The 18962-nt window shown below is 72.2% G+C and carries 18 protein-coding genes and 1 riboswitch; of the genes, 9 read left to right on the top strand and 9 right to left on the bottom strand.

Going from position 1 to position 18962, the window contains the following annotated elements; translation table 11 throughout:
• The first annotated feature begins 208 nt into the window (after positions 1 to 208).
• Complete coding sequence (locus AB5J56_RS04960) at positions 209 to 583, top strand: VOC family protein (RefSeq protein WP_369230428.1); 375 nt, start codon at positions 209 to 211, stop codon at positions 581 to 583.
• A 128-nt stretch (positions 584 to 711) separates the two neighbouring features.
• Here AB5J56_RS04960 and AB5J56_RS04955 read toward each other — a convergent pair whose 3' ends face one another.
• Positions 712 to 906: a hypothetical protein gene (locus AB5J56_RS04955; RefSeq protein WP_369230426.1), complete on the bottom strand. Its 195-nt coding sequence runs from the start codon at positions 904 to 906 to the stop codon at positions 712 to 714.
• 367 nt (positions 907 to 1273) lie between these two features.
• Here AB5J56_RS04955 and AB5J56_RS04950 point away from each other — a divergent pair, with 367 nt between their 5' ends.
• Positions 1274 to 2155 carry an LLM class F420-dependent oxidoreductase gene (locus AB5J56_RS04950; protein WP_369230424.1) on the top strand — a complete coding sequence of 294 codons (882 nt, stop codon included), beginning with the start codon at positions 1274 to 1276 and terminating at the stop codon, positions 2153 to 2155.
• 93 nt (positions 2156 to 2248) lie between these two features.
• On the opposite strand, the gene AB5J56_RS04945 is transcribed toward AB5J56_RS04950, so the two are convergent.
• The gene (locus tag AB5J56_RS04945; RefSeq protein WP_369230422.1) at positions 2249 to 2815 is read right to left on the bottom strand and encodes an NAD(P)H-dependent oxidoreductase; all 567 of its coding nucleotides are present in this window, start codon (positions 2813 to 2815) and stop codon (positions 2249 to 2251) included.
• 116 nt (positions 2816 to 2931) lie between these two features.
• Between AB5J56_RS04945 and AB5J56_RS04940 the strand changes: the two genes are divergently transcribed.
• The 4 genes from AB5J56_RS04940 (at position 2932) to AB5J56_RS04925 (ending at position 7521) form a co-directional block, all read left to right on the top strand.
• Positions 2932 to 3594, top strand: coding sequence for a TetR/AcrR family transcriptional regulator (locus AB5J56_RS04940; protein WP_369230420.1), 663 nt, complete (start codon positions 2932 to 2934; stop codon positions 3592 to 3594).
• 204 nt (positions 3595 to 3798) lie between these two features.
• A complete protein-coding gene (locus AB5J56_RS04935) occupies positions 3799 to 4836 on the top strand; it encodes a LacI family DNA-binding transcriptional regulator (protein WP_369230418.1) in 1038 nt (345 codons plus the stop codon).
• A 34-nt stretch (positions 4837 to 4870) separates the two neighbouring features.
• Positions 4871 to 6049: a 4-hydroxybenzoate 3-monooxygenase gene (locus AB5J56_RS04930; RefSeq protein WP_369230416.1), complete on the top strand. Its 1179-nt coding sequence runs from the start codon at positions 4871 to 4873 to the stop codon at positions 6047 to 6049.
• A gap of 35 nt (positions 6050 to 6084) precedes the next feature.
• Positions 6085 to 7521: an aldehyde dehydrogenase family protein gene (locus AB5J56_RS04925; RefSeq protein WP_369230414.1), complete on the top strand. Its 1437-nt coding sequence runs from the start codon at positions 6085 to 6087 to the stop codon at positions 7519 to 7521.
• 15 nt (positions 7522 to 7536) lie between these two features.
• Here the strand turns inward: AB5J56_RS04925 and trxA are convergent, their stop codons facing one another.
• Entirely contained in the window at positions 7537 to 7923 is a 387-nt protein-coding gene (gene trxA / locus AB5J56_RS04920; protein ID WP_369230412.1) for a thioredoxin, read from the bottom strand.
• A gap of 129 nt (positions 7924 to 8052) precedes the next feature.
• Between trxA and AB5J56_RS04915 the strand changes: the two genes are divergently transcribed.
• Positions 8053 to 9486, top strand: coding sequence for an NAD(P)/FAD-dependent oxidoreductase (locus tag AB5J56_RS04915; RefSeq protein WP_369230410.1), 1434 nt, complete (start codon positions 8053 to 8055; stop codon positions 9484 to 9486).
• Between the two features lie 47 nt (positions 9487 to 9533).
• Here AB5J56_RS04915 and AB5J56_RS04910 read toward each other — a convergent pair whose 3' ends face one another.
• Both AB5J56_RS04910 and AB5J56_RS04905 read right to left on the bottom strand, forming a co-directional pair.
• Complete coding sequence (locus AB5J56_RS04910) at positions 9534 to 11135, bottom strand: ABC-F family ATP-binding cassette domain-containing protein (RefSeq protein WP_369230408.1); 1602 nt, start codon at positions 11133 to 11135, stop codon at positions 9534 to 9536.
• Positions 11136 to 11289: 154 nt separating this feature from the next.
• Positions 11290 to 11946, bottom strand: a complete 657-nt coding sequence (locus AB5J56_RS04905) for a peptide deformylase (RefSeq protein ID WP_369230406.1) — start codon at positions 11944 to 11946, stop codon at positions 11290 to 11292.
• 188 nt (positions 11947 to 12134) lie between these two features.
• Between AB5J56_RS04905 and AB5J56_RS04900 the strand changes: the two genes are divergently transcribed.
• On the top strand, positions 12135 to 13544 hold the full coding sequence (locus AB5J56_RS04900) for a PepSY-associated TM helix domain-containing protein (RefSeq protein WP_369230404.1): 1410 nt from the start codon (positions 12135 to 12137) through the stop codon (positions 13542 to 13544).
• A 48-nt stretch (positions 13545 to 13592) separates the two neighbouring features.
• Here AB5J56_RS04900 and metE read toward each other — a convergent pair whose 3' ends face one another.
• The 4 genes from metE to AB5J56_RS04880 form a co-directional block, all read right to left on the bottom strand.
• Positions 13593 to 15908, bottom strand: coding sequence for a 5-methyltetrahydropteroyltriglutamate--homocysteine S-methyltransferase (gene metE, locus AB5J56_RS04895; RefSeq protein WP_369230402.1), 2316 nt, complete (start codon positions 15906 to 15908; stop codon positions 13593 to 13595).
• Between the two features lie 133 nt (positions 15909 to 16041).
• Positions 16042 to 16286, bottom strand: a riboswitch (cobalamin riboswitch).
• Between the two features lie 126 nt (positions 16287 to 16412).
• Positions 16413 to 16760: a tetratricopeptide repeat protein gene (locus AB5J56_RS04890; protein WP_369230400.1), complete on the bottom strand. Its 348-nt coding sequence runs from the start codon at positions 16758 to 16760 to the stop codon at positions 16413 to 16415.
• Between the two features lie 101 nt (positions 16761 to 16861).
• Positions 16862 to 17302, bottom strand: coding sequence for a MarR family winged helix-turn-helix transcriptional regulator (locus AB5J56_RS04885; protein WP_369230398.1), 441 nt, complete (start codon positions 17300 to 17302; stop codon positions 16862 to 16864).
• Positions 17303 to 17319: 17 nt separating this feature from the next.
• The gene (locus tag AB5J56_RS04880; RefSeq protein ID WP_369230396.1) at positions 17320 to 17802 is read right to left on the bottom strand and encodes a MarR family winged helix-turn-helix transcriptional regulator; all 483 of its coding nucleotides are present in this window, start codon (positions 17800 to 17802) and stop codon (positions 17320 to 17322) included.
• A gap of 188 nt (positions 17803 to 17990) precedes the next feature.
• Here AB5J56_RS04880 and AB5J56_RS04875 point away from each other — a divergent pair, with 188 nt between their 5' ends.
• A complete protein-coding gene (locus tag AB5J56_RS04875) occupies positions 17991 to 18956 on the top strand; it encodes a pirin family protein (protein WP_369230394.1) in 966 nt (321 codons plus the stop codon).
• Positions 18957 to 18962: the final 6 nt, after the last annotated feature.

Raw genomic sequence — 18962 nt, 5'->3', positions numbered from 1 at the left:
AATCCTTGATCGGCTCTGCCCGTCGCTTGTAAGCTCACCGACGTGAACACCGGACCGGCACTACGCCACGCACCGATTGGCCATCCGGTGGACGGCTGATCGCACGACGGGTGCGCAGTAGGCACCCCCTTTGTTCGGCACGCGGACCTCCGCACGCTCGCGCACCGCGAGTCCGTTTTCCGTGCCGAACAACAACGAGGTCAGCTGAATGCCAGCAACGTTCAATCACACCATCATCGCCGCCAGGGATCGCAACGAATCGGCCCGGTTCTTCCGGGAGTTGTTGGAGATCCAGGAAGCACCGTCCTGGGGCGTGTTCACCAACCTTCAGCTCCACGACGGCGTGCTGCTCCAGTTCGCTGAGCCGCCGGTGGAGATCCAGATGCAGCACTACGCCTTCCTGATCGACGACGAGCTGTTCGACCGGGCGTATGAGCGGCTGTCCGATCGCGGCATCGAGCACTGGGCCGATCCCCAGATGCGACGCCCCGGCGAGATCAACGACGAGCACGGCGGTCGAGGCGTGTACTTCAAGGACCCCGCCGGTCATGCGATCGAGCTGATCACCCGCCCGTACCTGTAACTGACGCAAGGCCCGGTCCGGCACCCGAGTCGCGGTGCCGGACCGGGCAACCACCCTGCACGTACGCGCTGTTGGGCTGAGTCAACCGGCATCATGAGTCCCGCGGCGTGCCGCGACCGCCGGGGCGGTCATCTCACCGTCTTCGCCAGAAGCGTCGCGAGGTCGGCGAGGAACTGGAGCCACGGGCGGACCCGCTCGGCCCGCCGCCCGAGCTGTCGGCCCCAGCCGCGCGACCGCCGCTCCTCGCGTCGTCGCACGGCTCTGTCCCGCACCTGCTGCAAGGCCCTGATCCGCCGCGTTCCGATGCGTCTGCGTCGCGTCATGCCGGGACGTTAGCCGGGCCGGGTTCGGCTTCGCAGGGCGTGGGGCCGCCAAATCGGGCGGACGGTTATTGGGGGTAACACGCAAGTCGGCCTCGGTGGGTGAGTCAACAGACGTGCAGGAGAAGGGAGTTGATAGTTGAGGCGGTCGAGTACCGCGGTGACTGGACCCTGCGCGACCTGGCGGAGGTGTTCCTGGCGAAGGCGCCGCGCCGGATCGTGCGGCGACGGCAGGGCTTGACTTCGAGAGCGCTCGAAGAACTAGCGTCACCGGTGCCGGTGACCAGCCGGCGGCGGGCTCGGCACGACGGGACACGACGGCGCGGGACCGGACGTGACGGGACCCCACGGGACTCGACGGGAGACGGACATGCGGCTGGGCGTCCACATCACTCGGTTCAACCACCCCCGGGGCGCGGCCGGGCTCGGCCCCGAACTGGCCGCGACCGGCGCAGCCGCCGAAGCGGCCGGCGTGAGCTGGCTCTCGGTCATGGACCACTACTTCCAGATGGAGTTCAACGGCGGGGCCGAGGACGCCATGCTGGAGGCGTACACGACCCTCGGCTACCTCGCCGCCCACACCTCCACGGTCCGCCTCGGCGCGCTGGTGACCGGGGTGACCTATCGCCACCCCGGATTGCTGGCCAAGATCGCCACCACGCTCGACGTGGTGTCCGGCGGCCGGGCCACGCTCGGGATCGGCGCGGCCTGGTACGACCGTGAGCACGAAGGCCTCGGCGTGCCGTTCCCGGCGCTCGCCGAGCGCTTCGAGCGGCTGGAGGAGACGCTGCGGATCTGCCTGCAGATGTGGGACCCGGACGCCAACGGCCCCTTCGAGGGCAAGCACTACCGGCTCGCCGAAACCCTCTGCGTCCCGGCGCCCGTGAGCGCGCCGCACCCGGAGATCATGATCGGCGGCACCGGGGAGAAGAAGACGCTGCGGCTTGTCGCGCAGTACGCGGACGCGTGCAACCTGATCACCTCGTCCCCGGCGGAGACTGCGCACAAGCTGGACGTGCTGCGGGGGCACTGCGACGCCGTGGGGCGCGATTTCGCCGACATCCGCACGACGATCGTCCCGGCGGGCGGCGCACCGGCGGAGGACGGCATCGACGCGTTCGCGCGGGAGATGGCCGAGTACGCGAAGCTCGGCGTCGACACCGTGATCGTAGGACCGCGCGTGGAGGAGCCGGCCGCGTGGATCGAACGCACTGCGGCCCCGGCCGTCCGGCGGCTGAGCGAGCTCGGCTGAGCTGCGGCAGTCACCGAAAGGCCGGGGCCTGGGCGTTCGTCACCGAGGTGCCGACGTGCCGATGTGTCGAGTCGAGATGTCGACGCGTCGGTGTCAGGCCGCGGCCGTGGCCGTCTCGGCGTGCCCGTGGAGACGGGTGATCACCTCGGTGAGCTGGCCGGCGACCTCGGCGTCGTCGATCGGGTGGGTCTCCGCGAAGCGGACCACGGAGCCCGGAACGGAGAGCTTGACGTCCTCCAGGACGGTGCCGCCGGCGATGCCCACGGCCTTGCGGGCCTCGTCCTGCGCCCAGACGCCGCCGAACTGGCCGTACGCGGTGCCGACGACGGCGACCGGCTTGCCGGTGAAGGCGCCGGCGCCGTACGGGCGGGACAGCCAGTCGATGGCGTTCTTGAGGACGGCGGGGATGGTGCCGTTGTACTCGGGCGAGAAGAGCAGGAACGCGTCGACCTGACCGGCGGCCTCGCGCAGCCGCGCGGCGGCGGCCGGTACGGCGCCCTCGACGTCGATGTCCTCGTTGTAGAAGGGAACCTCGGCCAGGCCCTCGAACAGCTCGACCTCCGCGCCTTCGGGGGCGAGCTTGACGGCCGCCTCGGCGAGCTGACGGTTGTGCGAACCGGCACGCAGGCTGCCGACGAGCGCGAGGATGCGAACAGACATGGGAACTCCAGAGTGCTGAAACGTGGCCGCAATAAACCGGACCGAGGTCCGCTTCACTTTGTATCAGCCAAACGGACCACGGTCCAGTTTTCTTCCCGACGCGTTACGCTGTGTTCATGTCCGCCGCCCTGCCCCCCTTCCCGAAGCCCCCGGTACCGACCGACGAGCCCGTTCTGCTGGAGCTGACGTCCGCCGAGGACGAGCCCTGCCTGCGTGCCGACGCCGCGCGCAACCGCGCTCGGCTGCTGGAGGCCGCCGCCCGGCTGGTCGAGGAGCACGGGGCGGCCGGGGTGACGATGGAGGCCGTCGCCGCCGCGGCCCAGGTGGGCAAGGGGACCGTCTTCCGCCGCTTCGGCGACCGCACCGGCCTGCTGATGGCGCTGCTCGACCACTCCGAGAAGCAGCTCCAGGGCTCCTTCCTCAGCGGGCCCCCGCCCCTTGGGCCCGGGGCGCCGCCCGTCGAGCGGCTGGCCGCGTTCGGCTGCGCCGTGCTGCGCCGCTCGGTCGACACGCTGGAACTGCAACTGGCCGCCGAACCGGACCCGTCCCGCCGCTTCTCGAACGCGCCCCGCCGCGTTCTCGCCGGGCACGTCACGCTGCTGCTGCGGCAGGCCGTCCCGGACGCCGACAGCGAACTCCTCGCCCACACGCTGTTGGGCTACCTGGACCCCGTCCTGGTCCACCACCTGACCGAGCAGTGCGGCATGCCCCTGGAGCGGCTGGAGGCCGGCTGGCTGGACCTGGTCGCGCGCGTGACCCGCACCGAACCGGTGCGCTGAGACCTCCGAGCGGGCGCGCTGAGGCCGCCGAGCGGGCGCACTGACGCCGCGGGACCAGTGCGCTGACGCGTGGGGCCGGGTGCGGAAAGCCGACCGGCCCCGGCCCTCCACAGCACACGTCCACCCCGCTTCGAGTCACGTTCGCGCACCAGACGTTCACCCGGCCCCGAGCCCCTCCACGGCTTCTGCAAGGATGCCTACGTCATGGTGCAGCAGATACCGCAACCGCCCGCCCAGCCGTCGCCCGCACAGCGCTCCGTGCCGACGAGTGCCGACGTGGCGCGCCTGGCGGGTGTCTCGCGCGCGACCGTCTCCTACGTCCTCAACAACACCAGCGCCGTCCGCATCAGCGACCCCACGCGCCGCCGCGTCCACGAGGCCGCCAAGGAGCTGGGCTACGTTCCGCACGCCGCCGCGCGCAGCCTGCGCGCCGGGCACAGCCGCATGGTCCTGATGCCCGCGTCGCCCGTGCCGGTGGGCCCGCTCTACAGCCAGTTCCTCAACGAACTCCAGTGGGCGCTCAGCCGCCTCGACTACACCGTCGTGCAGCACGGCAGCGTCGGTCTGCGCCGCGACGAGGCCGCCCGGGCCTGGGCGGAGCTGCGGCCGGTCGCCGTGCTGGTGCCCGGCAGCGGTCTCGGCCCGCAGGGCGTGGCCGTCCTGAAGCGCTCCGGTGCCCGCGCCGTCGTCACGCTGGGCCCCGAGCGCGTCGAGGGCGCACACGCGCTGCTCATGGACCACGACAAGGTCGGGCACAGCGCCGGCGCCCACCTGGTGGCCCGTGGCCGCCGCCGTATCGGCGTCGTGGTGCCCGAGGAATCCGGTCTGGAGATCTTCTCCAAGCCCCGCCTCGAAGGCGTGCGCCGCGCTCTGTACGGCACGGACGCGACCGCCACCGAGCTGCCGCTGGCGTACGACGAGGAGGCCGCGGCCGATCTCGCCGGGCGCTGGCGCACCCTCGGCCTGGACGCGGTGTTCGCGTACAACGACGAGTACGCCATGCTCCTGATGCGGGCCCTCCAGGACGAGGGCATCGGCATCCCGGAGGAGACGGCCGTCGTCGGCGCCGACGACCTGATGCTCGGGCGGCTGCTGCGGCCCCGTCTGAGCACCGTCCACATCGACCTGCCGTCCGGGCGCGACCTGGCGGAACTGGTCGACCGCGCCGTACGGGAACCGGGCGCCGCGCCCGAGACGCACGAGGTACTGGGCGCAACAGTCGTGCACCGCGACTCAAGCTGAGATCCTGCTGTCGTATCCCTTGGGGAGGCGCGTCATGCGGACCACGGTGGGCATCATCGGCGGAGGCCCCGCCGGACTCCTGCTGGCCAGACTGCTGCACCGGACGGGCATCGACTGCGTCGTGCTGGAGAGCAGGACGCGCGCGTACGTCGAGCAGCGCCAGCGCGCCGGAATGCTGGAGCAGGGCACGGTCGACGCGCTGCGCGAGTGCGGTGCCGCCGACCGCCTCGACCTCGAAGGCCTGACCCACCACGGCATCGAGCTGCGCTTCGACCGCGAACGCCACCACATCGACTTCCCCGTGCTCACCGGCGGCCGAACCGTCACCATCTACGCCCAGACGGAGATCGTGAAGGACCTCGTCGCGCTCCAACTCGCCGACGGGCCGCCGCTGTTGTTCCAGGCGGAGGCGATCGCCGTCGAGAAACCGGAGCGCGACGCACCTCTGGTGCGCTTCGTGCACGAGGGCCGCGAGCAGACCCTGAGCTGCGACTACGTCGTCGGCTGCGACGGCTCCCACGGCATCGCGCACAACGCGTTTCCGGCCGGCACGAGCCGTACGTACGCGCACGACTACCCCTACTCCTGGCTCGGCGTCCTCGCCGAAGTGCCGCCCTCCTGCGAGGAGTTGATCTACGCGCGGGGGGAGAACGGTTTCGCGCTGCACAGCATGCGCTCACCGGCCGTCTCCCGCCTCTACCTCCAGGTCCCGATCGGCACGGACCTGCGCGACTGGCCCGACGAGCGCATCTGGGACGAACTCGCCGCCCGCTTCGCGATCGACGGCGACTGGCGGCTGGAGCGCGGCCCGATCACCTCCAAGTCCGTGACCTCGATGCGGAGTTGCGTCCACGAGCCGATGCGCCACGGACGGCTCTTCCTGGCCGGGGACGCCGCCCACATCGTGCCGCCGACCGGCGCCAAGGGCCTCAACCTCGCCGTGTCCGACGTCCGTGTGCTGGCCCGCGGCTTCGCCGAGCTGCACCGCACCGGCTCGACCGGGCTCCTCGACCGCTACTCGGAGATGTGCCTGGGCCGGGTCTGGCAGGCGACGCGGTTCTCGTACGACATGACTAGGATGTTGCACGCTCAACCAGATGGGGATGCCTTCGAACACCGGATGCAGCTCGCACGGCTGCGCCGGATCACGGCATCCCGGCCCGCGGCCGCCGAACTGGCCGCGAACTACACGGGACTCCCGCTGGCGCTGTGAGTTCCGCCGGTGACAGTGATCGATCGGAGAGCGTCATGCCGCTGCTCGACCCCAAGACCTGGCAGTCCGACACCTTGTCCGGGGGTGAGTACGCCGTCACCGAGCCCGCCACCGGTGACACCCTCGGCACCGTCATGCTCGCCGCCGCCGAGGACGTCGCCACGGCCGCGGGGGCCGCCCGCGCCGCCCAGGCCGACTGGGCCAGGGCCCCGCACTTCGTCCGCGCCGCCGTGCTGCGCAAGGCCGGCGACCTGTTCGCCGCGCACGCCGACGAACTGCGCGACTGGATCGTGCGCGAGTCCGGCTCCATCCCGGGCAAGGCCGACTTCGAACTGCACGTCGCCGCCCAGGAGTGCTACGAGGCGGCCGCGCTCGTCTCGCGCCCGACCGGCCAGATCCTGCCGTCGGAAGCGCCCCGCCTGTCGTACACGCGACGCGTCCCGGTCGGCGTCGTCGGCGTGATCGCGCCCTTCAACGCGCCGCTGATCCTCTCGATCCGCTCGGTGGCCCCCGCGCTCGCCCTCGGCAACGGTGTCGTACTGAAGCCGGACCCGCGCACCGCAGTCTGCGGCGGCCTCGCCCTCGCGGCCGTCTTCGCGGAGGCCGGGCTCCCGGAGGGGCTGCTGCATGTGCTGCCGGGTGGTGCGGAGGCGGGCCAGGCGCTGGTCGCCGACTCGCAGGTGCCGGTCATCTCCTTCACCGGCTCAACCGCGGCCGGGCGCGCGGTCGGTGAGGCGGCGGGCCGCCATCTCAAGCGTGTGCACCTGGAGTTGGGCGGCAACTCGGCGCTGATCGTGCTGGAGGATGCCGACATCGACGCGGTGATCTCCACGGCCGCGTGGGGCTCGTTCTTCCACCAGGGCCAGATCTGCATGACCACCGGACGCCACCTCGTGCACGCCTCCCTGTACGAGGAGTACGTGGAACGGCTCGCCGCGAAGGCCGACGCGCTCGCCGTCGGCGACCCCTACCGCGAGCAGGTGCACCTCGGCCCGATCATCGACGCCGCCCAACTCGCCAAGATCCAGGGCCTGGTGGAGTCCAGCACGGCCGGCGGCGCGAAGCTCGCGGCGGGCGGCACCCACGAGCGGCTGTTCTACCGGCCGACGGTGCTCGCCGGAGTCGACGACGCGACCCCCGCGTACAGCGAGGAGGTCTTCGGCCCGGTCGCGCCGGTGCGCTCCTTCACCACCGCCGAGCAGGCCGCGGCCCTCGCCTCGCAGGGGCCCTACGGCCTGTCGCTGGGCATCGTCACCCGGGACACCGCGCGCGGCCTGGACCTCGCCGATCGCATCCCGACCGGCATTGCCCACATCAACGACCAGACCGTCAACGACGAGGCCGTCGCACCCTTCGGCGGCATCGCCGCCTCCGGCACCGGCGCCCGCTTCGGCGGCGAGGCCAACCTGGAGGCCTTCACCGACGTCCGCTGGACGACGGTGCGCGGGGATGTGGCGACGTACCCCTTCTGATCCCCGGGACGGGGACTACGCGCTCTGCTCGCCCTGCTGCGCCTGCTGGGCGGCGACGGACTTGCGGACCTCGTCCATGTCCAGCTTCCGGGCCTGCCCGATGACGTCCTCCAGGGCGGCGGCGGGCAGCGCTCCGGGCTGGGAGAAGATCGCCACCTGGTCGCGGACGATCATCAGCGTCGGGATCGAGCGGATCTCGAAGGCCTGAGCGAGCTCCGGCTGCGCCTCCGTGTCGACCTTGGCGAAGACCAGGTCGGGGTTGGCCTCCGCGGCCTTCTCGTAGACCGGGGCGAACTGACGGCACGGCCCGCACCAGGACGCCCAGAAGTCGATCAGTACGAACTCGTTGTCCGTGACCGTCTGGTCGAAGTTCTCCTTGGTGAGCTCCACGGTGCTGCTCATGGCGTGCATCCCTCTTCCTGGTGTAGGGGCCCGGGGGCCAAGCCGCTGATGAGAACGCCGCACCGCCGCGGCGTATTCCGCGCGCGTACCCGTGTGGTCAGCGCGCACACCACCCACCAGACTGGCCCCATGACGGAAACGGAATCCATCGCCTACGACGTCGTGGTGCTCGGTGCCGGACCCGTGGGGGAGAACCTGGCCGACCGCACCCGCGCGGCCGGTCTCTCCACCGCGGTCGTGGAGAGCGAGCTGGTCGGCGGCGAGTGCTCGTACTGGGCGTGCATGCCCAGCAAGGCCCTCCTGCGCCCGGCCATCGCCCGCGCCGACGCCCGGCGTGTGCCGGGCCTCAGCCAGTCCGTGCAGGGCCCCCTCGACGCCCCCGCGGTCCTCGGGCACCGCGACTACTACACCTCCCACTGGAAGGACGACGGCCAGGTCGACTGGCTGAACGGCATCGGCGCCGACCTCTATCGCGGCCACGGCCGACTGGCCGGAGCGCGCACGGTGACGGTCGACGGACCCGACGGCGAGCAGCACGTGCTCACCGCGCGGCACGCCGTCGTCGTCTCCACCGGCAGCCGCGCCCTGCTGCCCGACCTGCCCGGCCTCGCCCAGGTCAAGCCCTGGACCAGCCGCGAGGCCACCAGCGCGCCCGCCGTGCCCGGCCGGCTGATCGTGGTCGGCGGCGGTGTGGTCGCCGTCGAGATGGCCACGGCCTGGCAGGCCCTCGGCTCGCAGGTCACCCTCCTCGTCCGCGGCAAGGGCGTACTGCCCCGCATGGAGCCGTTCGCCGGGGAACTGATCGTCGAGGCCCTGACAGAGGCGGGCGCCGATGTGCGGACCGGCACCTCCGTGTCCGCGGTAACCCGGGAAGGCGCCACCGTGGTGGTGCTCACCGACAAGGGCGACCGCATCGAGGGCGACGAGATCCTCTTCGCCACCGGTCGAGCGCCCCGCACCGACGACCTCGGCCTCGACACGGTCGGCCTGGAACCCGGCTCGTGGCTCGAGGTCGACGACAGCCTGCGCGTGGTCGGCAGCGAGTGGCTGTACGCCGTCGGCGACGCCAACCACCGTGCGCTCCTCACCCACCAGGGCAAGTACCAGGCCCGCATCGCGGGCGCCGCCATCGCGGCCCGCGCCGAGGGCGTCCCTCTGCTGGAGACGGACCCGTGGGGCGCGCACGCCGCCACCGCCGACCACGCGGCCGTCCCCCAGGTCGTGTTCACCGACCCGGAGGCGGCGGCCGTCGGTCTCTCCCTCGCCGAGGCCGAACAGGCCGGCCACCGCGTCCGCGCCGTCGACGTGGACCTCTCCTCGGTAGCCGGTGCGGGCCTGTACGCCGACGGATACCGAGGCCGCGCCCGCATGATCGTCGACCTGCAGCGGGAGGTACTCCTGGGCGTTACCTTCGTCGGCCCCGGCGTCGGCGAACTCATCCACTCGGCCACGGTCGCCGTCGCCGGGGAGGTGCCCATCAGCCGCCTGTGGCACGCGGTGCCGTCGTACCCGACGGTCAGCGAGGTGTGGCTGCGGCTGCTGGAGGCCTACCGGGACAAGTAGGCGGCGTCGGGCCGGGACGACGAGTACGGCGCCAGGCGAGTACGGCGTCAGGCGAGCTGTACCAGCTCCAGGTACTCCTCGCTCCACAGATCCTCGTCCGCGTCCGGGAGCAGCAGCACCCGGTCCGGACGCAGGGCCTCGATGGCGCCCTCGTCGTGCGTGACCATGACGATCGCGCCCGGATACGTACCCATCGCGGCCAGCACCTCGGCGCGGGAGGCCGGGTCGAGGTTGTTCGTGGGCTCGTCCAGGAGCAGCACGTTCGCCCCGGAGTGGACCAGGCCCGCGAGTGCCAGCCGGGTCTTCTCGCCGCCGGACAGGACCCCGACGCGTTTGTCGGCGTCCTCGCCGGTGAACAGGAACGAGCCGAGCACGCGCCGCACCTCGCCGTCGGTGAGGTGCGGCGCGGCCGCGGCGAGGTGCCCGCGGACCGTGCCGGACGGGTCGAGCGTGTCGTGCTCCTGCGCGAAGTAGCCGAGGCGCAGCCCGTGACCGTGGACCACCCGCCCGCCGTCCGGGCTCTCGTGCCCGGCCAGCAGGCGCAGCAGGGTCGTCTTGCCCGCGCCGTTGAAGCCGAGGACCACCAGCCGGCTGCCCCGGTCGACGGCCAGATCCACACCACGCAGCACCTGGTGGTCGCCGTAGGACTTGGTGAGGGCGACGGCGCCGAGCGGCATTCGCCCGCTGGGGGCGGGCTCGGGCAGCCGGATCCTGGCCACCTTGTCCGCCTGCCGCACCGGTTCCAGCTCGGCCAGCAGACGGTCGGCGCGGCGCGCCATGTTCTTCGCCGCCATGGACGTCGCCGCGCTCGCCCGCATCCTGTCCGCCTGCGCGTTCAGGGTTGCCGCCTTGCGCTCGGCGTTCGCCCGCTCCCGTGCGCGGCGGCGCTCGGCGGCGTCCCGCTGGGCGAGGTAGGCGCGCCAGCCGGTGTTGTGGACGTCGAGCGCGGCACGCCCGGGGTCGAGGTGGAAGACGCGGTTGACCGTGTCGGCCAGCAGTGACGTGTCGTGGCTGATGAGCACGAGACCTCCCTGATGGTTCGTCAGGAAGGTGCGCAGCCAGGCGACCGAGTCGGCGTCCAGGTGGTTCGTCGGCTCGTCGAGGAGCAGCGTGCCGTGGCCCGCGAACAGGATGCGGGCCAGCTCGACGCGCCGCCGCTGTCCGCCGGACAGGGCGCCGACCGGCTGGTCCATCACGCGCGTCGGCAGCCCGAGCCCGGCGGCGACCCGGGCCGCCTCGGCCTCGGCGGCGTACCCGCCGTACGCCTGGAACTCGGCCTCTGCGCGGACGTACGCGTTCATCGCCCGCTCCTGCGCGGCCGGACCGGACGCCTCGGCCATCGCCGTCTCGGCGGCCCGCAGCGCGTGTACGGCCCGGTCGAGGCCGCGCGCCGACAGGATCCGGTCGGTGACGCTCATCGCGGGGTCGGCCGCGCGGGGGTCCTGCGGCAGGTAACCCACCGCCCCGGTACGGGAGATGGACCCGGCGGCGGGCTGCGCCTGCCCCGCCAGGGTGTTCATGAGGGTGGTCTTGCCCGAGCCGTTGCGGCCGACCAGGCCGATGCGGTCGCCGGGGGAGACGTGGAAGGAGATGTCGGACAGCAGCAGACGCGCGCCGACGCGCAGGTCCGCACCGCGGACGGTGATCATGAGAAACGCTCCGGGGGATCAATCAGCAACAGGACACACGGGTGGCGTGGAAGCGGGTCCTGTAGCTAAGAGAGCCGGGGCGTAGACATGTCTTCACGGTAGCGGGAACGGGCTGCGGCGCGCCTTCGAATTTTTGACCAGCGCCGTTCCGCCGTCACTCGGGAAGGGTGAACCCCAGCTCCCGCGCGGCCAGTTCGGGCGTCGGCTGCATCCAGCGCTCCGCCACCGCCCGGTTCTCGGACAGGGAGCGCAGCTCGGCGCGGTCGAGGTAGAGCATGCCGTCCAGGTGGTCCGTTTCGTGCTGGACGATGCGCGCGGGCCAGCCCGTGAACACCTCGTCGACCGTGCGGCCGTGCTCGTCCAGCGCCTTCAGCCGCACCTCGGCGTGGCGGGCCACCACCGCCTGCCAGCCCGGCACGCTCAGGCAGCCCTCGAAGAACGCGGCCCGGCCCGCGCCCACCGCCTCGTACGCCGGGTTGACCAGCACTCGGAAGGGCTGCGGCGCCCGGCCGCGCGCGAGGCGCACCTCCTCGGACACCGGCGCCGGGTCCTCGATGACCGCGAGCCGCAGGCCCACGCCCACCTGCGGCGCGGCGAGGCCGACGCCCGGCGCCGCGTGCATCGTCGCGCGCATCGCGGCGATGAATCGGGTCAGGAGGCCCGGCTCCAGCTGGCCGTCGAAGGGCGCGGCGGCGCGGCGCAGCACCGGGTCCCCGGCGGCGACGATCGGCAGCGGGCCTTCGTGCGCGAGGAGTTCCTCGATCCGGTCGCTCAGGGGGCGGAAGGTGCGGGGGTCACGTTCGGATGCCATCGGGCCAGGATGCCAAGCGGACTCGTGCAGTGCGAGGCGGCTCGGCACGCCCATACGGAGCCGCCTGTGCTCCAGGTCACATGCAGGGCCGGGAACTCGGCGGTGCGGGGATCCGACTACTGGACCGCTACGGGTGAACTCCCGTGCCCCTGCCCCGAGTCCGTCCCCAGCCACCGGAGAACCCGCCGATGACCACCGCTCCCTCGACCACGACGGACGACTCCCCACGGTCCGACCCGCCGACGCAGCCGCCGACATCGGCCCGCGGCGCCGGATCCGCCCTCCGCCCGCTGGTCCTGCGGCTGCACTTCTACGCCGGACTGCTGGTCGCCCCGTTTCTGCTGGTCGCCGCTCTGACCGGATTCCTGTACGCCGCCTCGTTCCAGGCCGAGAAGATCGTCTACGCTCACGAGCTGACCGTTCCGGTGGGTGACACCAAGCTGCCGATCGGCGAGCAGGTCGCAGCCGCCCGCAAGGCCCACCCCGAGGGCACGCTCTCGGCCGTACGCCCCTCGCCGGAGGCGGACGCGACGACCAGGGTGCTGCTCTCCGGCGTCCCGGGCGTCGACGAGGACCACACCCTCGCCGTCTTCGTCGACCCGTACACGGGCAAGGTGCGCGGATCGCAGGAGCAGTACGGGTCCACCGGTGCGCTTCCGCTGCGTACCTGGATCGACGGGCTGCACGCGAACCTCCAGCTCGGCGAGAACGGGCGCCTCTACAGCGAGCTCGCGGCCAGCTGGCTGTGGGTGATCTCGGGCGGCGGCCTCGTGCTGTGGTTCGGCCGCCGCCGCGCTCAGCGGAAGGTGCGCGGCACCAGCGGCCGCCGCCGCACCCTGGGCCTGCACGGCACGGTCGGCGTCTGGGCGGCCGCCGGGTTCTTCTTCCTCTCGGCGACCGGGCTGACCTGGTCGACGTACGCCGGTGCGAACATCGACGACCTGCGGACCTCCCTCGACCAGGCGACGCCCTCGGTGTCGGCGGTGGCAGGCGGCGAGCACGCGGGCCACGGGTCCGGCGCCGCGGCCGGCGGCACGGAGCACGGCGTGGGCCTCGACAAGGTCCTCGCGGCCGCCCGCGCCAAGGGCCTGGGCGACCCGGTCGAGATCGTCGCACCCGCCGACGCCTCCTCCGCGTACGTCGTCCGGCAGATCCAGCGCAGCTGGCCGGAGAAGCAGGACTCCGTGGCCGTGGACCCGGCGACCGGCCGGGTCACCGACGAACTCCGCTTCGCCGACTACCCGTTGCTCGCCAAGCTGACCCGCTGGGGCATCGACGCCCACACCGGCGTCCTCTTCGGCCTCGCCAACCAGATCGCCCTGATGGCCCTCGCGCTGTCGCTGGTCCTGCTCATCGTCTGGGGCTACCGCATGTGGTGGCAGCGCGGCCGCGCCGCCGCGTTCGGCCGCCCGATCCCACGCGGCGCCTGGCAGCAGGTCCCCGCCCACATCCTGGTCCCGCTGATGGCGGCCGTCGCCGTACTCGGCTACTTCGTCCCGCTGCTCGGCATCCCGCTCGCCGTGTTCATCGCGATGGACGTGCTCCTCGGCGAGATCGCCCACCGGAGGGGGAAGCGGACGTACGGCACACGGGTCTAGCGCCTCCGGTGCCCGGCTGCGAGGAGCCGGGCACCGGAGTCAGTCGTCTCAGTCCCTGGCCGGCAGGTTCTCCCGTACCCGCCGCGCCGCGGCAGCCATGCGCTCCAGGGCCGGCCCGGCCTCCGCCCAACTCCTGGTCTTGAGGCCGCAGTCCGGGTTGATCCACAGACGATGCGCCGGTACGGCGATGAGGGCGCGGTCGATCAGGTCGGTGAGCTCGCGCTCGTCCGGGACGCGGGGCGCGTGGATGTCGTAGACGCCGGGGCCGACCGCCCGCGGGTAGCCCGCCGCGGCGAGTTCGTCCGCGATCCGCATCCCGGAGCGGGCCGCCTCCAGGCTGATCACATCCGCGTCCAGGGCGTCGACGGCGTCCAGGATGTCGCCGAACTCCGCGTAGCACATGTGGGTGTGGATCTGCGTGTCCGCGCGGACGCCGGAGGTGGCCAGCCGGAACGCCTCGGTGGCCCAGGCCAGATAGCCGGGCCGGGCCGCCGCGCGCAGCGGCAGCGTCTCGCGCAGCGCGGGCTCGTCGACCTGGACGACGGCCGTGCCCGCCGCCTCCAGGTCCGCCACCTCGTCGCGCAGCGCCAGCGCGACCTGGCGGGCGGTCTCGGCGCGCGGCTGGTCGTCGCGGACGAAGGACCAGGCGAGCAGCGTGACCGGACCGGTGAGCATGCCCTTGACGGGGCGCTCGGTCAGCGACTGGGCGTACGACGTCCACGGCACCGTCATCGGCGCGGGGCGCGAGACGTCGCCCGCCAGGATCGGCGGACGTACATAACGGGTGCCGTACGACTGCACCCAGCCGTGCCGCGTGGCGAGGAACCCGGTGAGCTGCTCGGCGAAGTACTGCACCATGTCGCTGCGTTCGGGCTCCCCGTGCACGAGGACGTCGAGCCCGGCCTTCTCCTGGAAGGCGACGCAGTCGCGGATCTCCTCGCGGATCCGGGCGTCGTACGCCGCCGAATCGATCCGCCCGGCCCTCAAGTCGGCTCGCGCGAGCCGCAGTTCACGGGTCTGCGGGAATGAGCCGATGGTCGTCGTGGGCAGTGCGGGCAGCCCCAGCCGGGCCTGCTGGGCGATCGACCGCTCGGCGAACGGCTGGGGACGCCGGGCCTGTTCGGGTGTGATCGCGGCGCAGCGGGCACGCACCTCCGGGTCGCGGGTCAGGCCCGAGGCGCTGCGGGACGCCAACGCGGCACGGTTGGCGGCGAGTCGGGGCGCCATCGCCTCCCCGCCGAGGCCGCGGGCCAGCGTCACCACCTCGGCCGCCTTCTGCCGGGCGAACGCCAGCCAGCGGGTCACCAGCGGATCGAGGGACCGCTCGGCGGCGAGGTCGAGCGGCACATGCAGCAGTGAGCACGACGGCGCCACGTCCACCCGCTCGGCCAGCCCGAGCAGCGTCCCGAGTGTGGTCAGCGACCGTTCCAGATCGTTGATCCATACGTTGCGGCCGTCGACCACACCGGCCACGAGCCGCTTGCCGGGCAGCCCGCCCACCGCGGCGAGCGCGTCCAGGTTGGCGGCCGCCGGACCGGTGAAGTCCAGCGCCAGGCCCTCGACCGCCGACCGTGCGAGCACCGGCAGCGCCTCGCCGAGCCGGTCGAAGTAGGAGGCGACGAGCAGCTTCGGACGGTCGGTGAGCGCCGTGAGTGCGCGGTAGGCGCGCGCCACCTCGTCCAGAACGGCCCGGGGCTGGTCCTGCACCAGTGCCGGCTCGTCGAGCTGCACCCAAGTGGCGCCCGCCGCACGGAGATCGGCGAGCAGCTCCGCGTACACCGGGAGCAGCCGGTCGAGCAGCGAGAGCGGTGCGAAGCCGGCGGGGGCGCCCGGGGCAGGCTTCGCCAGCAGCAGGAAGGTGACCGGGCCCACGAGCACGGGCCGCGCGGCGTGCCCGAGCGAGACTGCCTCACGCAGCTGCCCGACCGGTCCGCGCGGGTCGGCCGTGAAGACCGTGTCGGGACCCAACTCGGGCACCAGATAGTGGTAGTTGGTGTCGAACCACTTGGTCATCTCCAGCGGGGCCGCCGCGTCTGTGCCGCGGGCCATCGCGAAGTAGCCGTCGAGCGGATCGGCGTCGAATGCGCGGCGGTGCCGGGCGGGAATCGCCCCCGTCATGACCACGGCGTCCAGGACGTGGTCGTACAACGAGAAGTCCCCGGTGGGTACTTCACCGACACCGGCGTCGGCCAACCACCGCCAGGCCGCGCGGCGCAGTCCTGCCGCGATCCTGTGCAGCTCCTCGGCGGTGACCCGGCCCGCCCAGTAGCCCTCGACGGCCTTCTTCAGTTCACGCGAGGGGCCTTGGCGGGGCCAGCCGTGCACAGTGGCACGGACCTGGGGGACGGGGGAGCGGTCGGTCACGGAACTCTCCTTCGCGAGTCGTGAGTCACGGGTGCGGACCCCGGACGGCTCATACGAAGGAACGGCAGATCGGCTGCGTGACCGCCTCCGGCGCCGGCCCTCCCACGAGGCCACCGAGATCGCCGTACGCACCAGTGGCGTACGGGCAGGTGGCAGGTCTTCGGACTCGCGAGCACGTCGTGCCCGTACGTACGACGGAGCGTACGAAGGACACGGCACCTACTGGCCGTCGCTTCCCGGATCCTCGGTCGGATCCAGTGCGTATGACGGCGGTCGTTCCCGCTCACCGCTGCGGGGCAGTCCCGGAATCACACCGGGTTCCCTCTTGCGACGCATCCCGCCTGGCTGACGGGGCGAACCAGCTGCGGGATCCACGTAATCACACAACTCACCCCCGATGCACGCTCATTGATCCCGGGCGGGCAGCCCTGGGGCACGAGAAAGGCCGAGCCCCAGGTATGGGGTCTCGGCCTTCTCTTCCACCCGCTGCCGCGCGGGTACGGCTCAGAGCTGCTCGAAGTCGCCCGCCAGCGCCGAAGCCATCCGCAGGTGCGGTTCGGCCTCGTCATGGCGTCCCTGGCGCTCCAGCGTGCGACCCAGCATCAGCCGGGCGTAGTGCTCCACGGGGTCGCGGTCCACGAGGATGCGCAACTCCGTCTCGGCGCGCCGGAGTTGGGCCGAGTGGTAGTAGGAACGCGCCAGCAGCAGCCGTGGCCCGGCCTGCTCGGGCACCTCCTCGACCAGACCGTCCAGAATGCGCGCGGCGGCGGCGTAGTCCTTGGCGTCGAAGAACATCCGCGCCCGCTCCCAGCGCTCCGGGGCCGTTCCGTGGTCGTAGTACGTCGTGTTCACTGCTGACCTCCTTCGACGGCCACAACCGAACCGATTGGTTGAATATTCCACCGTCTTGGTGGTGGGCCCTCGGGGGAGGCTTCGGCCTGCGTCCTGGGGTCCTACGCGTCGGCCAGTTCCGCGTTGGCGCGCTCGGTGACCAGCGCCAGTACGCGTCCCGCGACCGCCAGGTCCTCGGCCGGAATGCCCGCGTACAGCCGGGCCGCGATCTCGCGGCCGCCCGCCTGGATGGCCTCGAACAGTTCCCGGCCGCTTTCCGTGAGTGTCACCTGTCCGGCGGTCGGCGCGTCCAGCAGCTTCAGCTCGGTCGTCTCGTCGACGGTCTCCGTGGCCGTCGATTCCGTGATCTTCAGTGCCCCGGCCACGCGCTGCACGAGCCAGTCGCGCTCGACGGTTCCGCCGTTGTCGGAGACGGCCCTGAGGGTGACCGACTGGTTGAACGTGGTTCCGGTGCGGGCCAGTACGGCCTCCAGGAGGGCCCGGCTCGCGTAGTGGGCGAGGCCGATGACCTGGCCGTTGACGGGGGGAGTGGTGGTGGGCATGGCTGCTCCGTAAGTGGTCAGACGGCCCCGGAGGGCCGGGTGGGCTGTGGGTCCAGCGGTACGTCGAGCAGGGTCGCGAGCTCTTGGTTGAATGCCTTCGTGCGCTCGCCGTCGAGGCCGCCGAGCGGTTCGAGGAGCTGGTCCAGGAGCCCCTGGACCACCCGGATGGACCGTCGTGCGACCTCCCGGCCCTCCTCGGTGAGCGAGAGCTGGATCGCCCGCGGGTCCACGGGGTCCCTCGTCCGGTCGACGAGCCCGGCTGTCTCCAGGGCGCGGGCCAGCTTCGATACGTACAGCGCCTCGAGGCCGGTGTGGTCGGCGAGCTGCCGCTGGCTGGGGCGCCGGCCGTCGCGGTGCATGCCGTACAGCGACGCCACCAGCGAGTACTGCGCGTGGGTGAGGCCGAGCGGTGCGACCGCCCGGTCGACGGCCACGCGCCACTTCATCGACAGACGCCAGACGAGGAAACCGGGCGTCGCGCCCTCGGGAACCGAACTCATGCCGGAAACCATACATAGCAACTATGTCCATGGCTACTGTTTTTCACGGAGTGCGACCAACGACGTAGGCATCTGCGACCACAGACCTGGGTCTCGCGCCGGTTCTGAGCCAGTTCTGCGCCAAGTGCCCCTCAATGGGCGGATCGATGGACTGACGGAGGGTCCCCGGCAGGGCTAGGTTGTGGGCCATGAGCAATCTTGATCGCGAGGCAGTACCCGCCCTCTGCGGCGGCCGCGGTTTCGTGGTGGCCGAGCCGGTCCGTGAACTCCTCAGCCCCCGCCGGGTCAAGCTCGGCGAGTCCACCGAAGTCCGTCGCCTGCTGCCCAACCTGGGCCGCCGCATGGTCGGCGCGTGGTGCTTCGTGGATCACTACGGGCCCGACGACATCGCCGACGAGCCCGGCATGCAGGTGCCCCCGCACCCGCACATGGGGCTGCAGACCGTCAGCTGGCTGCACGAGGGCGAGGTCCTGCACCGGGACTCGACCGGCAGTCTGCAGACCATCGGGCCGCGTGAACTGGGCCTGATGACCTCAGGCCGCGCGATCAGCCACTCGGAGGAGAGCCCCAAGGCGCACGCCCGCCTCCTGCACGGGGCGCAGCTCTGGGTCGCCCTCCCGGACGGCCACCGCCACACCGACCCGCACTTCGAGCACCACGCCGACCTGCCCGTCGTCACGGCGCCCGGCCTCAAGGCCACGCTCATCCTCGGTGGCGTCGACGGCGCGACCTCGCCCGGGACGACGTACACCCCGATCGTCGGCGCCGATCTGGCCCTCACCGCGGGCGCCGACGTACGCCTGCCGCTGGAGCCCGACTTCGAGTACGCCGTGCTGTCCATGTCCGGCGAGGCCCACGTCGACGGCGTCCCGCTGCTGCCGGGCTCGATGCTCTACCTCGGCTGCGGCCGCACCGAACTCCCGCTGCGCGCCGAGTCGGACGCGGGCCTGATGCTCCTGGGCGGCGAGCCGTTCGAGGAGGAGTTGGTCATGTGGTGGAACTTCATCGGGCGGTCCAACGACGATATCGCACAGGCCCGTTCGGACTGGATGGCGGGTTCGCGGTTCGGTGAGGTGGTGGGGTACGACGGTGCTCCGCTGCCCGCTCCCGAACTGCCGCCGGTGCCGCTGAAACCGCGGGGGCGAATGCGTTGACGTGGG

The sequence above is a fragment of the Streptomyces sp. R21 genome (assembly GCF_041051975.1).
In the GTDB taxonomy this organism is placed as follows: domain Bacteria; phylum Actinomycetota; class Actinomycetes; order Streptomycetales; family Streptomycetaceae; genus Streptomyces.
This window is presented reverse-complemented; position numbering and strand designations above follow the sequence as displayed.

Excerpts from the sequence above, each read along its gene's own strand:
- AB5J56_RS04960 (WP_369230428.1), top strand. The coding sequence starts at position 209 with ATGCCAGCAACGTTCAATCACACCATCATCGCCGCCAGGGATCGCAAC.
- AB5J56_RS04955 (WP_369230426.1), bottom strand. The coding sequence starts at position 906 with ATGACGCGACGCAGACGCATCGGAACGCGGCGGATCAGGGCCTTGCAG.
- AB5J56_RS04950 (WP_369230424.1), top strand. The coding sequence starts at position 1,274 with ATGCGGCTGGGCGTCCACATCACTCGGTTCAACCACCCCCGGGGCGCG.
- AB5J56_RS04945 (WP_369230422.1), bottom strand. The coding sequence starts at position 2,815 with ATGTCTGTTCGCATCCTCGCGCTCGTCGGCAGCCTGCGTGCCGGTTCG.
- AB5J56_RS04940 (WP_369230420.1), top strand. The coding sequence starts at position 2,932 with ATGTCCGCCGCCCTGCCCCCCTTCCCGAAGCCCCCGGTACCGACCGAC.
- AB5J56_RS04935 (WP_369230418.1), top strand. The coding sequence starts at position 3,799 with ATGGTGCAGCAGATACCGCAACCGCCCGCCCAGCCGTCGCCCGCACAG.
- AB5J56_RS04930 (WP_369230416.1), top strand. The coding sequence starts at position 4,871 with ATGCGGACCACGGTGGGCATCATCGGCGGAGGCCCCGCCGGACTCCTG.
- AB5J56_RS04925 (WP_369230414.1), top strand. The coding sequence starts at position 6,085 with ATGCCGCTGCTCGACCCCAAGACCTGGCAGTCCGACACCTTGTCCGGG.
- trxA (WP_369230412.1), bottom strand. The coding sequence starts at position 7,923 with ATGAGCAGCACCGTGGAGCTCACCAAGGAGAACTTCGACCAGACGGTC.
- AB5J56_RS04915 (WP_369230410.1), top strand. The coding sequence starts at position 8,053 with ATGACGGAAACGGAATCCATCGCCTACGACGTCGTGGTGCTCGGTGCC.
- AB5J56_RS04910 (WP_369230408.1), bottom strand. The coding sequence starts at position 11,135 with ATGATCACCGTCCGCGGTGCGGACCTGCGCGTCGGCGCGCGTCTGCTG.
- AB5J56_RS04905 (WP_369230406.1), bottom strand. The coding sequence starts at position 11,946 with ATGGCATCCGAACGTGACCCCCGCACCTTCCGCCCCCTGAGCGACCGG.
- AB5J56_RS04900 (WP_369230404.1), top strand. The coding sequence starts at position 12,135 with ATGACCACCGCTCCCTCGACCACGACGGACGACTCCCCACGGTCCGAC.
- AB5J56_RS04885 (WP_369230398.1), bottom strand. The coding sequence starts at position 17,302 with ATGCCCACCACCACTCCCCCCGTCAACGGCCAGGTCATCGGCCTCGCC.
- AB5J56_RS04880 (WP_369230396.1), bottom strand. The coding sequence starts at position 17,802 with ATGAGTTCGGTTCCCGAGGGCGCGACGCCCGGTTTCCTCGTCTGGCGT.
- AB5J56_RS04875 (WP_369230394.1), top strand. The coding sequence starts at position 17,991 with ATGAGCAATCTTGATCGCGAGGCAGTACCCGCCCTCTGCGGCGGCCGC.